The 15,789-nt window shown below is 43.1% G+C and carries 12 protein-coding genes; 6 read left to right on the top strand and 6 right to left on the bottom strand.

Annotated features, from left to right (window positions below; translation table 11 throughout):
• The 5 genes from AC2A4J_RS16210 to AC2A4J_RS16190 all read left to right on the top strand — a co-directional run.
• Positions 1-1,905, top strand: a 1,905-nt coding sequence (locus tag AC2A4J_RS16210) for a cadherin domain-containing protein (protein WP_484176764.1), incomplete at its 5' end; no start/stop codon positions are given.
• 3 nt (positions 1,906-1,908) lie between these two features.
• Entirely contained in the window at positions 1,909-3,249 is a 1,341-nt protein-coding gene (locus tag AC2A4J_RS16205) for an efflux RND transporter periplasmic adaptor subunit (RefSeq protein ID WP_484176763.1), read from the top strand.
• The gene (locus AC2A4J_RS16200) at positions 3,250-5,361 is read left to right on the top strand and encodes an efflux RND transporter periplasmic adaptor subunit (protein WP_484176762.1); all 2,112 of its coding nucleotides are present in this window, start codon (positions 3,250-3,252) and stop codon (positions 5,359-5,361) included.
• 46 nt (positions 5,362-5,407) lie between these two features.
• Entirely contained in the window at positions 5,408-6,232 is an 825-nt protein-coding gene (locus tag AC2A4J_RS16195; protein ID WP_484176761.1) for a hypothetical protein, read from the top strand.
• The gene (locus AC2A4J_RS16190; RefSeq protein WP_417561279.1) at positions 6,222-6,725 is read left to right on the top strand and encodes a hypothetical protein; all 504 of its coding nucleotides are present in this window, start codon (positions 6,222-6,224) and stop codon (positions 6,723-6,725) included. Before AC2A4J_RS16195 ends, AC2A4J_RS16190 begins: the two co-directional genes overlap by 11 nt.
• A 314-nt stretch (positions 6,726-7,039) precedes the next feature.
• On the opposite strand, the gene guaD is transcribed toward AC2A4J_RS16190, so the two are convergent.
• The 3 genes from guaD to dbpA all read right to left on the bottom strand — a co-directional run bounded on the left by guaD (position 7,040) and on the right by dbpA (position 10,170).
• Complete coding sequence (guaD, locus tag AC2A4J_RS16185; RefSeq protein ID WP_484176760.1) at positions 7,040-8,341, bottom strand: guanine deaminase; 1,302 nt, start codon at positions 8,339-8,341, stop codon at positions 7,040-7,042.
• 87 nt (positions 8,342-8,428) lie between these two features.
• Complete coding sequence (locus AC2A4J_RS16180) at positions 8,429-8,791, bottom strand: VanZ family protein (protein ID WP_484176759.1); 363 nt, start codon at positions 8,789-8,791, stop codon at positions 8,429-8,431.
• Positions 8,788-10,170, bottom strand: a complete 1,383-nt coding sequence (gene dbpA, locus AC2A4J_RS16175) for an ATP-dependent RNA helicase DbpA (RefSeq protein WP_484176758.1) — start codon at positions 10,168-10,170, stop codon at positions 8,788-8,790. The genes AC2A4J_RS16180 and dbpA overlap by 4 nt, the downstream gene beginning before the upstream one ends.
• Positions 10,171-10,347: 177 nt before the next feature.
• Here dbpA and AC2A4J_RS16170 point away from each other — a divergent pair, with 177 nt between their 5' ends.
• Positions 10,348-12,687: a bifunctional diguanylate cyclase/phosphodiesterase gene (locus AC2A4J_RS16170; RefSeq protein WP_484176757.1), complete on the top strand. Its 2,340-nt coding sequence runs from the start codon at positions 10,348-10,350 to the stop codon at positions 12,685-12,687.
• Between the two features lie 25 nt (positions 12,688-12,712).
• Here the strand turns inward: AC2A4J_RS16170 and AC2A4J_RS16165 are convergent, their stop codons facing one another.
• Genes AC2A4J_RS16165 through AC2A4J_RS16155 form a run of 3 tightly spaced genes read right to left on the bottom strand, consistent with a single transcriptional unit; the run spans position 12,713 to position 15,706 of the window.
• Complete coding sequence (locus tag AC2A4J_RS16165) at positions 12,713-13,648, bottom strand: LysR family transcriptional regulator (RefSeq protein WP_484176756.1); 936 nt, start codon at positions 13,646-13,648, stop codon at positions 12,713-12,715.
• Positions 13,649-13,697: 49 nt separating this feature from the next.
• Positions 13,698-14,708: an ABC transporter ATP-binding protein gene (locus AC2A4J_RS16160; RefSeq protein ID WP_255825282.1), complete on the bottom strand. Its 1,011-nt coding sequence runs from the start codon at positions 14,706-14,708 to the stop codon at positions 13,698-13,700.
• A complete protein-coding gene (locus tag AC2A4J_RS16155; protein WP_484176755.1) occupies positions 14,708-15,706 on the bottom strand; it encodes an ABC transporter ATP-binding protein in 999 nt (332 codons plus the stop codon). Before AC2A4J_RS16155 ends, AC2A4J_RS16160 begins: the two co-directional genes overlap by 1 nt.
• Positions 15,707-15,789: the final 83 nt, after the last annotated feature.

The raw sequence follows: 15,789 nt of genomic DNA, 5'->3' as shown, positions 1-15,789 counted from the left end.
GATTACGAAACCAAAGACAGCTACAGCTTCAATGTGGTGGCAACGGATAATGGCGCGGGCAACTACAACTCCGGCAGTCTCAATGTGAGTCAAGCCGTGACGGTCAGCGTCAACGACTTGAACGACAACACACCTGTGATCACTTCCGGTGCGACTGGCAGTGTGGATGAGAACGCCGACACTAGTACGGTCATTTACACCGCCACAGGTACGGATGCCGATGGTACGGCGACCAACAACACCTTGCGTTACAGTCTAACGGGTGATGATGTGGCGCTATTGGATATCGACTCAATCAGCGGTGTGGTGACGTTGAAGGTCTCCGCTGATTATGAAACAAAAGACAGCTATAGCTTCAATGTTGTGGTGACGGATAATGGTGCAGGTAATTTCAACTCAGGTAGTTTGAGTACCACGCAAGCGGTGATCGTTAGCGTTAATGATCTTAATGACAATTCACCAACGGTGGTTGCAGGGGCTGCGACAGCAACTTTAGTGGAAGCTGGCGGTGTAAATAATGCTGCAGTAGGTACTAATAGTTCCTCTATTACACTCACTAAAGGCGATGTTGATACGGTTGGTAGCGTTAGTTATGACGCTACGTATTTAACGAATAATGGCTGGACTACTTTAGATAATGGCGCTACTTATTCAAGAATCGGCACTTATGGTACAGCGACATTAACTGTATCGACTGATTTAGTGAGCTATGTCCTGAACAACAATGATAGTGACACTCAATCTTTGGTGGTTGGGCAGTCCGTTACTGATAGTTTTACGATTCAAGTTACGGATGGCAATGCGACTCAGAGCACTAGTGCTGTATTCAACATAACTGGGGCGAATGATGCACCGATTGTCTCCAGTACAGTTGCCGCAATGACAGGAACTTCTGGTCAGGTGTTCAATCCAGTGACGCTACCGGCTAATTTATTTGCTGATGTGGATAATGGAGAAACGAGTAAGCTGGTATGGAGTGTTGAGAACTTGCCAACTGGGTTAGTATTTAACGCGGCGACTCGCACTATATCTGGAACACCGCAGGGTGGTTTTGAAGGAGTAAATACACTACAAGTCGTAGCAACCGATTCTAATGGGGGTCAAGTTAAGGTTCCTGTAACTTTGACTTTGAAACCATCGCCAGTAACTCCGCCAGTTGAGGCGAATCCTAATACAACGGCACCGTTACAGCCTCTAGGTGGGGGGGCTGATTTCAATGCTCCAGATGTTGATCCTAATGTTGAATCGCTACCTTCAGGTCTTATTGATTCAGGTGCTGGCGTCAGTGGTTTTGCTGGAGAGTCAGCTGATGAAGTTCAATTGGTTGATGTTGCAGCACCTATTGACAGTGCTGTTAGTGTCGTTCCATCCCCAACAGCAGAAAGTAATGGCCAAGGGGCTTCTAATGGAGTGATAGTATCGGAATCACGAGTGTCTGTTGATGTGGGGGCTAATGGTCAGGTTCGGGTAACAGAAGGCGTTGGTCAATTATCTAATAGCACTGGTTTAACTATTGCCAGTATGGTTACTCAAGCTGATAGGGTGTCCATTTCTTTGTCTGATACAGGAGTCGCTGCAAGCTACAGTGCCACCTTAGTGGATGGATCGAGTTTGCCAAGTTGGGTGGAAGTAAATCCAACCACTGGTGAAATCTCTATGACGCCACCATCTGGACAAGGTAAAATCACCCTGAAAATTAATGCTGTGGATGCGAGTGGTAATATTCGGGTATTAGAGGTTGAAGTAGACCTTGACCAGTTGCCCGCTTCTGTTCAAGATGAGTCGACAGAGTCAGCTACTCAAGCTAATAGTGCTGTCTTTGTGCCATTAGATGAGCAATTAGCTATTGCGGCTGAACAGTTTGATGAATATGGAAATGATTTAATGAAGTTGTTAGCGTCGTAATTTATGTCTATTGATCAATCAGTTGCGCAGTTACTGCAAATAGAGCAGCAGGTTCGTCGTTGTGAAACCTCGACGGATCTGAGCTTTATTATGGTGAATATGACGCGAACCTTGGTGCCTTACCAGCAAGCAATGTTTTTGTCTGGTAATGAATTGGAAAAATTGAAATTAAAAGCGGTGAGTGATCTTTCTCTTGTCGATCGATCTACACCCTTTAGTGCTTGGCTTGAGCAAGTTTCTGCTTTTGTAAGTGCTTCAAAGATAGGTGATAAGGCACATACCATAGATACTAAGAGTTGGCCCGCTGAGTTGCTCAATGATCTTAGTGAGTTCTCTCCGCCTTATATGTTGTGGTTGCCCTTGCTTATACCGGCTAAACCTACTCAACGAGTAGGTGTGCTTTTATTAGCTAAGTCCGAACCATGGACAGAGAAAGAAATAGGGCTCTTGCAACATCTAGCATCGAGTTACGCTCATGCAATGCAACTGTTTACTCAACGTTCTGGTTGGCGAGCATGGTTAAGTGGATTAAATTCTAAGAAAGTGAAGCTTGGCGCCCTTATTGCCATCGTTTTGCTTGGATTGGTTCCAGTTCGGTTGACAGTTTTAGCACCTGCAGAAATCATTGCAAAAGAATCTCTTTTGGTTACCTCGGCGATTGCTGGTGCGGTTCGTGAGGTGTTAGTAAAGCCTGGAGATCAAGTTGTCATTGATCAGCCTCTCGTGCAAATGGATAGGACTGAATTTCAAGGGGCTTTTGATGTAGCCCAGCGAGAGTTAGAAAGAACTCAGGCGGAACTAAGAACTGCTGAACAAGCTGGTTATGTGGATCGCAGGAAAAAATCTGAATTAGCTGAGTTGGAATCTCAAGTCGAGTTGAAAACTATTGAGCGCGATTATTTGAAAACTAAGCTATCTCAAACTCAGATTCTTGCGAAGAAGTCAGGTATTGCAATACTGGATGATCCTGAAAAATGGAAGGGCCGCCCAGTTGTTGTGGGAGAGCGTATTTTATCCATAGCGGATCCATCGAAAGTGCAGTTGCAAATAATGCTTCCTGTTGCCGATGCTATTTCTTTAGCAAATGGTAATGATGTCACGTTTTACTTAGATACTGATCCTCTAAACCCTATTCCCTTTAGTTTGGATTATTCTTCTTTTGAACCGAGTTTAACGCCAGATCAAGTTGTTGCTTACCGTATTGTGGCTGACATTCAGCATGAAGCTCTTCCTCCTCGTATTGGCTTGCGTGGTACGGCAAAATTGTATGGTGAAAAAGTCTCTTTGGCTTATTATTTATTACGTCGTCCCATTACTTTTGTCCGTCAACATTTAGGTATTTAGATGCCTGTTGACGTGAATGCACCGCTGCCAAAATTACGTCAGAACTTGTCTTTACTAGTCGCGCCACCTGATGAAGATGGAGAGCCTCGCTGGCAAATTTTTGATCCAGTCAGTAATAAGTTTTTTTACTTGTCTCGTACTGCTTTTTATTTATTTCGAGAATGGCGTCATGTAAGCAGCGCTGTAGAATTACTTTTTCGAATTGAGGCGCGAGGAATTGATGTTGAAGAAGTTGAACTAGAATATTTTTTACGCTTCTTGGAAGGTAACCATCTGTTAGAGGCTCAATCTGAAAATGATGTAACTCGCCTTCGCGGAGAGGCTGCTAAACAAAAAAAACATGTTTTGCTTTGGCTTTTACATAACTATTTGTTCATCAAAATCCCTCTTATTCGCCCCGATTTACTATTGACGCGTTTTTATCCTTTTATAAAACAGTTGTTCAGACTACGTTTGGATAGAGTCGCGCTCGTGTTGGGCTGTATAGGCTTGGTGGTAGTGTTGAAGCAGTGGGATACATTTACCCACACTTTTCAAAACTTGTTTAGTATGTCGGCTATTTTTTATTACATTGCGGCATTGATTTTTGTAAAAACGGCCCACGAATTAGGTCATGCCTTCGTTGCCAAGCGCTATGGCTGTCGGGTAAGTTCAATGGGGATCGCTTTTTTATTGATGACGCCGATTTTGTACACAGATACGACGGATGCTTGGCGATTAAGGTCACGGTTTCAGCGCTTGAGTATTGTGATGGCAGGGGTGAAAGTTGAAATTTATATCGCCTGTGTTGCTACTTTTTTGTGGGGAATTGTTCCTGATGGTGGCTTTAGGAGTGTGTTGTTTTTTATTGCCACTACCAGTTGGATATCGTCGTTGTTGATCAACACGAGCCCATTTATGCGCTTTGATGGTTATTATGCATTATCCGATTTTTTAGGAATGGAGAATTTACAGCCTCGATCTTTTTTAGTGGGTAAGTGGTTTTTGCGTGAGCGATTGTTTGGTTTTGGTTTTTTGCCCCCTGAACCGCTTAATCGCAAAAAATGCCTGCTGATGGTCGCTTATGCTTGGAGTACATGGATTTATCGATTCTTTTTATTTTTGGGTATCGCCGCCTTAGTTTATTATTTTGCGTTCAAGATATTAGGTATTGTACTTTTTTTGGTGGAAATTATTTGGTTTGTACTGCTTCCTATTGTTAAAGAAATAAAGGTTTGGGTGAGTTTGAGAGAAAAAATGTCGTTAAACCGTACTAGTGTGATGACTTTATTGTTTTTTTTATTGGCTTTGGCTGCATTAGTATTACCTTGGAAAAGCCAAATAAGTGCGCCTGCTGTTGCTACTTTTGAGCGACATCAGACTTTTTATCCTAGTGAGTCGAGTCGAGTTGTTTCGTGGCAAGTGACTCCAAACGAAAAGGTTAAAAGAGGACAATTACTGATTTTATTAGAATCGCCCGATGTAGAGCAGCAAATTCGATTAACGCAGATTAAGCTTGATGCCTTGCAAACTCGTTGGTATCGGGCGAGCTCTGGGGCTGTCGAATTAGAGTCAGTATTTACTTTACAAACTCAATTGTCACGGGAGCAGTCTCGCCTTCAATCTTTACTCGAACGTCGAGAAAAACTAGCGATCAAAGCACCTTACGATGGTTATATTGGCGAATGGTTACCGCTAGCAGAAGGTGATTATGTCAATGGTCAATCTCCTTTAGCAACCTTGTATGATGATGAAAGTTTAGTGGTCAAAGCCTATATTGAAGGGCGTATCGTGCCTTTATTGAAAGAAGGCAGTAAGGTAGATTTTATTGGTAACGATGGCGAGATTTTATCTGAGCAACTTCATATAGACAAAGTGCTACCTACCGCCATTAAGAGCCTCAATTATCCAGGTCTTGGATCCACTTATGGCGGTGCAATTGCGACCCAGAAGTTAGAAGATCAATTAATTCCTGAAGAGGCGACTTATGAAGTGCAGCTGAAATTGATTGGCGAAGTGCCATTGATGCAGCAGCAATTTGGTAAGGTTAACTTAGCTATTGAGCCCCATAGTTTACTGATAGATGGTTTACGACGTATCTACGGTGTGTTTATTAGAGAGTCAGGCTTTTAGTCGTAATCTAGAGATTATTTTAACGTATATTAGTAGTGGCAGTTTAATGACGCAGTTTAATGATACTAATTCAGCATGGTCAGCTGAAAAGGTTGATATCGTAATAAAAAGTTTAGCGAATTTACGTTTATTAGCCGACTTAGATTTAGTTCCTCGTTACCCGCATTTTGGTGATAAAACCTATCCTTTAGGGCGCTGTAAAGAGATCCGTGATGCGGTGTTTGTGTTGCTTCAAGAGAAGCTTCCACAATCAACAGATCCGGGGCTTGTATTAATACGCGATATGTTATCTAAAGGAACGATGCTTAAAAAAGTATGGGGCTCTCTTCGTGATGAATATTTTCAGAATGCTATGGTATTAGGTGATTGGTATCTTGATGTTTCTAACGATACAGTAAATCCGAATAAACCAAGAGTAGAAGTTCTTCCGCTTATCGAGTCACAATTTTACAATATTGCAAGCTTCGAGCAATTCGTCAAAATAGCTAGATCCTACTGGAATGTTGAAGTATATAGAAATGACATATGTCCAGCTTTAGCCCCTTTTTTACCTATGCTGTATGTGCGAGAAGATGGTGTTAGCTGGCTAGGTGAAGCCAACGACGATATGTTAGCCATGACTATGGCAAGTGAATTTTTAGCCGCGGAACGTATTTTATCTATACTGCCGCCCCCTCCGAAATCCTTATTGCAGCAGTGGCAGATAGCCTTGAAGGGCATTACTCATAATGAGTTCTTACATGGACAAGGTGAGGGCGAAACTTATTGTCAACAATATCGAGAGCGTCAGTTTTATATCGGTTCGGAAATTCGAGATCGTGTTGTGATGGCATATCTTATGCTGCCAAGAGGCATTGATTATGCACAGTAGTGAGAAAGAAAAAATTGCTCTTGAGCATCAAGCGGCTAAGCTTTTTATGCGTTGCTATGAGCGTAATACAGGTAAGCATATTCGCCATATTTGGCACAATGATCCGATTCGTCCCGATGTCTCTTGTATGTTGGAAGGTGAACGGCTGGATTTAGAAATAGCTCATCTTTATGGATCAGAAGAAGAGGCGATGGAGATTCTTGGAAGAGATCTTACCCCAATTACGCGTAATGTCTTGCGGGCACTGAAAGAAGAGCCTGCTGACGAGCGATTACTGAGATCCTTGAATAAAATTTTAGAAAATAAGTCTAGTAAGCAATACGATTCAAAAAGAGTGTGGTTGGTTATTAGAAATACTCATCCAGCGTGGAGCCAAGCAGATATTAAAGCGCTTGAGCATCTTATTACCATACCCGTTCCTCATGCTTTCGAGAAGGTTTGGATTCTCGGTGATATAGAAGGGAAAAGCGGCATTGTTCGACTTTATCCCTAGGGCTATTGCTGCTCTTGGTTGCTATTATATATCTTGATTATTCTTCTGTTCTTCGGCTCTTTTTTTAGCAAGATTGTTTAGTCGTATTTGTTCTGCTTTGTATTTTTTAAGGACAATGAGTCCAACAATTAATGCAGCGCAGAAAAAAATAATAGCGAAGGCGCCAAGCGCGACAGTGGCAAGAGAGTGCATAATATTTGTGCTCAACATTTGTGCTAAATAGAAAAATAATTGTGACGATTATATAAAAAAACGGCCACTTTTACAGGTAAGTAAAGTGGCCGTTTTGGTTTTTTGCTAGGCGAGCTTCGGTTTTATCGTTGGTGAACGCATTTGCCGGCGGAGTAGCTTGCTTGAATTGCGCGGTCGTCGCCAATGGTCATGAAGACGAATAAGCTTTCTTCGATATTTTTGGATAACGCTAAGCGCGATTCTAATAACGGCGTACCTTTTTTGTCTAGAATGACGAAATCTGCTTCGCTACCAACGGCTAAATTGCCTATTTTATCTTCTAGTCTAAGTGCTCTAGCGCCGCCTAAAGTAGATAAATACAGAGATTTAATTGGGCTAAGGTTCTCGTTTTGCAACTGAATGACTTTGTAGGCTTCGTTCATGGTTTGCAGCATAGAGAAGCTAGTGCCGCCGCCTACGTCAGTGCCAAGACCCACGTTGACCTTATGTTCTTCTGCTTTATTGAGTTTGAATAAACCGCTACCGATAAACAGGTTAGATGTTGGGCAGAAAGAAATAGCTGAGCCGGTTTCGTGCAGTCTATGGTATTCACTGTCACATAGATGGATGCCATGGGCAAAAACAGAACGTTCGCTTAACAGTTTATGTTGGTCATAAACGTCTAAGTAGTTGGTGCTTGCAGGGAATAGCTCTTTTACCCAAGCGCATTCATCTTTGTTTTCGGATAAATGAGTGTGCAGATAAACGTCTTCATATTCACTTAATAGTTTGCCTGCTAACTTTAATTGCTCATCAGAGCTGGTTGGCGCAAAGCGAGGCGTGATTGCGTAATGCAAACGGCCTTTATTGTGCCAAGTATCGATAAGTTCTTTGCTTTCTTGATAACTGCATTCTGGTGTATCTGTGAGGTAATTTGGCGCGTTGCGATCCATCATGACTTTGCCGCAAATCATGCGTAAGTTATGGACTTCACTGGCTTCGAAGAAAGCGTCGACAGACACTTTATGGACCGTTCCAAACACTAAAGCGGTGGTTGTGCCGTTGCGTAAAAGCTCCTTCAGAAAGCGGTCTGCAACATCGCGAGCATGAGCTTTGTCGCTGAATTTGCCTTCTTCTGGGAAGGTGTAGGTATTTAGCCAGGTTAATAGTTGCTCGCCGTAAGAGCCGATCATATCGGTTTGTGGATAATGAATATGGGTGTCAATAAACCCTGGTGTGATGATGGCGTCTGGATGATGTTCAATTGTGGTGTTTTTTGGGAGTGAAGGAAGTAAATCTTTCGCATTCCCTAATGCATGTATTTTATCATCTTGAATGACCAATAAGCCGTCTTCAAAATACTCATAAGCAGCATCTATGCCGACATCTTTAGGATCTGCGATACAGTGAACAATGGCGGAGCGCCACGCTTTCAAATGGCTCATATGTCTCTCTTAAGTGTTTTCTAGAGGATTTAAATTATAAAATCTGACCGAATGGTTATACTTTAACAGGTCTTTTTTGTACTTTCATTAAACCTTAGATTTTGATTTAAGAAATAGTCCAAGTGATAGCCTTGTTATTATGACTAAAATGACACCCAAGGCATCGGCAAAGAAGTCCAACCATTCAGCATAACGATTCACATACGGTTGAATCAGCTCAATGGCACCGCCTAAAAATACGATAAATAAAGACAGTAAGAGAAAGCGTTTGAGCGGACCAAAAGCACATAGCAAGGACCAGCCAGCAAAGCCAATGACATGATGTGTTTTATCTGTGCCGGGTACTGCTGGAAGGATATCGGCAGGCGTTAATGTAGCTAGACATATAATGAGTGCGCCTAAAACGAAACCGGCAGCTTGCGCTGCCGGAGAAGTGAACCTATTGATCATCGTAAAATGCGCGCTCGAATGTTTTTGCCTTTAATTTTTTTGTTTTCAAACTCTTTAACAACGGTTTTGGCTACTTCGTTGTCGACTGATACGTAAGCATGAAAATCAAAAATATCGATCTTACCGACTTGTGATTTGTCCAATCCTAGACCCGCGGTTAGAGCGCCAAGGATGTCACCTGGACGAAGCTTGTTCTTACGGCCGGCATCAAAAGAGATAGTGGTCTTTTGAGGGATCAGTCGGTAGTGAAGGTCGATCTCTCCAAGTTCAATGAAATTCGCTGCGGTGTTGAAGCGAGTTTCAATGTCACGGACTTTATAATCGTCTTTGGATGTTACTAGGTTGACCGCAATACCTGCTGCGCCAGCACGGCCTGTTCGACCAATGCGGTGAGTGTGAACATCGGTATCACGAGTCGTGTCATAATTCACCACGAGATCAATTTCTTTGACATCAATACCACGAGCGGCTACATCAGTGGCTACTAACACGCAGCTACTTTGGTTGCTGAAGCGGACGAGAACTTGATCACGTTGTCTTTGTTCTAAGTCTCCATGTATCGCCTGAGCAGCCACTTTGTGTTCAGCTAGCCAGTCGGCAACCACTTGCGATTCCGCTTTCGTGTTACAGAAGACAATCGCCTGACGCGGTTCAAAATGTTGTAAGGCCGCCAACAAAGTTTCGCATTTGTCTTTATTTTCGCTGCGAACAAAAAACTGTTCTATATTAGGTTTAAGGTCTTCTTGTGCTTCGACCTTAATGCTTACTGGGTTGTTCTGAAATTCTTTGCTTATCGCTTCAATGCCATCGCCATAGGTGGCGGAAAAAAGCAGTGTTTGACGATTGCTTGGTGTTAGGTCAACGACTTCGCGGATGCTGTCGACGAACCCCATGTCTAACATGCGGTCAGCTTCATCGAGAACCAGAGTGTTTAATGCATTAAGTTTAAGTGTACCTTTGCGAAGATGTTCCATCAGACGACCAGGTGTACCGACAACGATGTGGGCACCATGTTCTAAGGAGCCAATCTGTGGGCCAAACGGCATGCCACCACATAAACTCAATACTTTAATGTTGTCTTGATAGCGCGCTACTTTGCGAATTTCTTTTGAGACTTGATCGGCTAGCTCGCGAGTAGGGCACATGACAAGTGCCTGAACACCAAAGAAACGCGGGTTGATTTTTAGTAAAAGTGCAATTGAAAAAGCTAGGGTTTTACCGCTACCAGTTTGTGCCTGCGCAAGAATGTCTTTGCCTTCAATCATCGGAGGCAAACTTTGCTCTTGAATTGGGGTAAAGGTTGAGAACCCCATGTCAGAAAGTAGAGCGGTTAGCTTAGTCGGAAGAAGGTTGTTTAGAGCGTGTTGAAATGTGGTCACAAAATGCCTGTCTAGTTATGTAAATAATAGGCGCAGGATACCAGAAAACCATGGTAAATACTTTTCTTAACCATATATTCCGTGTCGGATATATTGTTTTTAGGTAAAGTAGCTTGTGAGTCAGGGAAAAGCGTTAACAAAGTGGTATTTTGGGTTGCAACGCATAATGGGAAAAGAATGATTTCTTCAAAGAAACAAATGAAGTTTAGCAAAGCGCATTACCTTGTGTTTTGTTTTGTTTTTTTATGTGGCATAGGGGCAAGTCTTGCGCTTTTATTGGAAGAGCGGAGCCATGTGAATATTGACCAAAAAGACATGGGAGCCAAATTCGTAGATAAGCTTGATGATTTATTAAGCCAATATAAACTGGAGCTTGGTTCTGTTGCGGCTTTGGTTCAGTCTAATAAAGGCGAAGTGTCTGCCAGTCATTTTTCACGTTTTGCTCATAACCTAATGATGACACCTGGGATCAGCCTGTACTTTGCTCAGTATCTTCCAAAATATAAAAAATATGACTATGAATTGCAGCAAAGAGTCCTATTGGGTAACCCTAATTTTACGGTTTTTCCGAGCGGTGAAAGGGAAGAGTACATGCCATTGGCATTGGTTTATCCCGATAAAATACCGTATGGCTTTGATATTTTATCATCACAATATCGAGATCTAGAATCTGTTCGTCAGGCTCGCAGTTCGTATAGTTTAGTTGCATCAAAGCCCAGTGCTTCGCCATTTTTAAGTGTCAGCCCGACTGATCGAGCTGAGACTATTATTCTTAGTGTTCCTATCTATTTGCCGCTCGATTCTCGCTCTTATAAATTAACTGACAGTATTGGCTTTCACGGTATTGTTGGTGCGTATTTCAATATAAAAAACGTGCTTAATTTAGTGGCTCCCTCTGTTAGTCGTGACTTGTTGTATCGCATTGCAGATGTGTCATCAGAAGAAGCTATTTGGTTTGTTGATTCAGCAACAAATTCGGCATGGGAGAATGGACATTATGATACGCATTTTCTTTCTGTCGCTAACCGAAAGTGGCGGATTGATACGCGTCATGCAGCGAGTGTGTGGAGCCGAATTCATTGGCTACCGGTGATTACCGCTTTATTGATTTTTATTGCTATAGCTTGTTTGCTTACTTTTTATACTCGAAAGCTGTCTTTAAGTTATCACTCTGCGCTTGGTGCGGTTAATAAGCGAATTGAGGTGGATGAGCTGACAGGGCTTTCAAGTCGCTACCATATCCAGCACAAATTGAATGAAATGCTTGAGTGTTGTGAAAAAGACAATAAACAACTCGCTACGCTCATTTTAGACCTGGATCACTTCAAAACAATTAATGATGCATTTGGTCATGAGCTGGGAGATAAGCTCTTATCCAGTGTATCTAAACGCTTATTGTCTATTTTGCCTGATGATGCTGTTATCGGGTATTTGGGAGGTGATGCATTTCTTGTCTTGTTGGTACAAGGCGACCACCAAGATATGCCACCTTTGGATATTGTTGCTAAACAACTTATTGAAAAAATCAGTCAAAGCTATTTTGTAGAGGGGTTAACGTTAAACATTGGCTGTTCCATTGGGGTGGCTCTATCCCCCGAATTTGGTACCGATGCTGTTACCTTAATCAAAAATGCCGACATGGCGGTGTATCAAGCCAAAACCTTAGGTCGTGCCACTTACCATTTTTACGATGGTGAAATGGGGCGTCGCTTTGCTCGTAATGTGCGTATAGAGACTAGGTTGAGAAAGGCGCTACAAACAGAAGGTTTAGAGCTGCATTTTCAGCCCAAAGTGGATCTTATTACCGAGCGATGCGTGGGTGTGGAGGCTTTGCTACGCTGGGAGGATGAAGAGCTGGGGACGGTTTCGCCAGCGGAGTTTATTCCTATTGCTGAACAGACTGGCGTAATTTTACCTCTAGGGGATTGGGTTTTTGAGCAAGCGTTTCGTCACATTGTCGAGTGGCAGGAGCAAGGGATTACGGTACCACCTATTGCGATCAACTGTTCTGCAGCGCAGCTAAAGCGAGTAGATTTTCTACCTAATCTATTATCTTTACTCGACAAGTATAAGGTTGACCCTGGCTTGTTAGAAATAGAAGTGACGGAATCTATATTGATCGAAGATGCGGAAAGTTGCGCAGAATTGTTACGTCAGATTAGTCGTCTTGGTATGAAGTTGGCGATTGACGACTTTGGTACCGGGTATTCCAGCTTAAGTTATCTAAAAGATTTGCCATTTCACTATGTGAAAATCGATCAAGTTTTCATTCGCGATATTATTGAAGATAAAAAGCACGCGGCATTGACCCATGCCATTATTAGTCTAGGCCATAACCTGAATCTTAAGGTGATTGCAGAAGGCATCACAAGCATTGATCAGCTAATTATGTTGCAAGAATTTGGATGTGATATAGGGCAAGGCTATTTATTCAGTAAAGCGCTTGGAGCAAACTCCATGGGAAGTGATCCTATGATAGTTGCTCTTAATGAACAGGAAGGACTTGATCGATCTTAGTGGGAAAAGGCATAAAAAGCCCGCATTAAAGCGGGCCATTGTTAGCGATTTTGCCCTTTAGGGCTTCCCAAAATTGGTTGAGATTTGGGTTCTGATTGAACTTAGATCGGTAAAGGCGTATTTCAAGTGGGATATGCCAATTTTCTTCTCCTGCCAAAGCCACCTTGCCATAGTTTAATGTGTCTAACATCAGACGTTTTGGAATCCAGCCAATGCCATAACCTTCTTTCACCATCGCCTTAATGCTGACGGAATGATAATTCTCCGACAATGTTTGTAATTGAGGGATATCTCTTTGCCTTTGTAAATGGTGGTGAATGACCGGCTGCAAGAATGAATTCTCGTAATAACCAATGTAAGGCAACGGTTTGCGTTTCGCACCAGGAAGCGTGAACTTGGGTTCCCCTGTCGAATCCGTGGAGCTGCACGGAATTAGGGTCTCTTCAGCAATAACAAGATGCTCGTATTGGTCATCATCCAGTGCGCGGATGAAATTAATGGCTGGGTGCCAGTAACAGAGCATGATATCGCATTGCTGATCCATTAAAGAGTTAACAAAGTCGATACCTAGCCAAGAGCTAGATTTCATATTAATGTCGAGATCCATGTCGATGCTTTCACAAAACGGCTCGATAACTTCCTTATAAAAGCTGAGAAATAAGGTTTGTGTCGTCACAAAGCGTACTTGAGACTCTTCTTGCTTGCGAATTTCTTGGCAGCGCTCTTTGGTGTCTCTTAGTTGTCTGGTAATCAATTCTGCACTTTGCAGGAAGACTTCGCCCGCCGGTGTTAAAGACAAAGGCAATGTGTTGCGGTCTATTAAAGTGACGCGCATTTCTTCTTCGAGCAGCTTAATGCGTCGACTAAAAGTAGGTTGGGTTACATTTTGTTCATCTGCTGCACGTGAAAAATGACGTGTTTTCGCGAGGGCAATAAAGTCCTCAAGCCATCTTATTTCCATGTGGCCTCCTGATAAGCGGAAGCCGTAAAGTAGGTGCTCTGTAAGAGAATCATAGTCGATCCTCCTCAATGGCGTGACAAGCGACGCTACTGCCGTCACTTTGTAACGTCATAGCTGGTGAAGCTTCATAGCAGCGTTGGTTAGCGTAAGGGCAACGTGCCTGAAATACACAGCCAATGGGTTTTTCTATTGGTGTTGGTACTTCGCCAATTAAACGAATAGGTTGTGCGGTATTGCTGTCCAGCCTTGGAATGGCGGATAACAAGGCTTGAGTGTAAGGGTGTTTTGGAGAGCTAAATAAAGTTCCTGTGGGAGCCAATTCACAGATTCGACCCAGGTACATCACCGCCACTCTGGTGGCAAAATGTTCAACAACGGCTAAGTCGTGAGTAATGAAGAGATAGCTAAGGTTGCGCTCTTCTTGCTTGTCCATCATCAAATTGAGTACTTGTGCTTGAACTGATACATCCAGTGCAGACAACGGCTCATCAGCGACAATAAAATCGGGCTCGACCGATAGTGCGCGAGCCAAGCTGATTCGCTGACGTTGACCGCCTGAAAATTCATGAGGATAGCGGTCAGAGCTCGAGGCTGAAATCCCGACAGACTCTAATAGCTCATCAATGTTCTCATCCACTTGAGACTGTGATAACTGTGGGTTGTGAAAAGAGATCGGCTCGCTGAGTGTTTGGTAAACCGTCATTCTAGGGTTTAATGAAGCATAGGGGTTCTGAAAAACCATCTGCATACGACGCCTAAAAAACATGCGCTGACGGTTGTTTAATTGATCGATACGTTGATCTAGGTAATGTATTTCACCCGCACTGGGTGTCGTCAGTCCCATGATCACCCGCGCAAGAGTGGATTTTCCACAGCCCGTTTCGCCCACAACACACAGGGTTTCACCTTGGTTAATCGTAAGGTTGACGCCATTAAGGGCATGCACACTGTCCTTATGTTTTTTTAGCTTGCCATGACGAAAGCGCCATTGGCTCAGCCAGCTTTCGTTCGCTGAAAAAGCTTTTTCTAAGCCACTAATTTGAATGAGAGGGGTAGCCATCAGCTTGCCTCCTGGTCTTTATCAGCGAATTCATTAAGCATATCTTCTACTAAAAAGCAGGCGACGCTAGATACGCCACTGAAAATAAAACGTGGTTGCTCTTGTCGACATTTTTGTGTGGCATAAGGACAGCGCGGATGAAATGCGCAACCTGATGGTCGCTCTGCTAGCGATGGCATGCTGCCTTGAATTTGATTTAAGCGCTGGCCTGGCAAGGTCATCTGAGGCAACGCATTCAGTAATCCTTGCGTATAAGGATGCTGAGGATCATTGATAATTTCTAGGGTTGGGCCTTCTTCCACAACGTGGCCAGCATACATTACTAAGGTACGCTCTGCGACTTTAGATACCACGCCAAGGTCATGACTAATCAATACCAGTGCCACGCCATTGTCTCGACAAATAGCCAGTAGTAGCTGGAGAATTTCCGCTTGAATGGTGACGTCCAATGCCGTGGTGGGTTCATCGGCAATAATGATGTCTGGGTTGAGTAGCAATACGGAAGCGATAATAACTCGTTGTCTCATGCCGCCAGATAATTCATGTGGGTATTGATCAAAGCGTTTTTCTGGCGATGCTATTTGCACATGATGTAGTTTTTCAATGGCAATGCTGCGCGCATCTTTGTAATTGATTTTGGTATGGCTACGAATGGTTTCAACTAACTGGTCGCCAATGGTGAGTACTGGATTCAGTGTCATCATTGGGTCTTGGAAAATCATCGCAATGCGTTTGCCACGGACTTCCTGCAGCTGACGTAAATTCATCTTGGTAATTTCTTTGTTTTCCAATTTAATGGAACCAGATTCTATATACCCAGGTTTACCAATTAAATTAACAATCGAGAAGCCTAAAACCGATTTTCCAGCCCCAGATTCACCAACAATGGCGATTCGTTCCCCACGATTTAAAGTGAAGCTGACGTCGATAAGAGCCGCGAGCTCCTGTTCTTTCATGTGAAAGTTGACGTGTAGGTGACTGACGCTTAATAAATTCATGTGAGACCTTTGCACGATTGCTGTGCTTGCCAATACTCTGTTAAAAATAGACTCGAAATGCTCATTTATGCTCTATAAACTCC

It is taken from the genome of Marinomonas sp. ATLA20 (assembly GCF_057180105.1).
The sequence above is the reverse complement of the archived record's forward strand: the minus strand, read 5'-3'. Positions and strand labels throughout refer to the sequence as shown.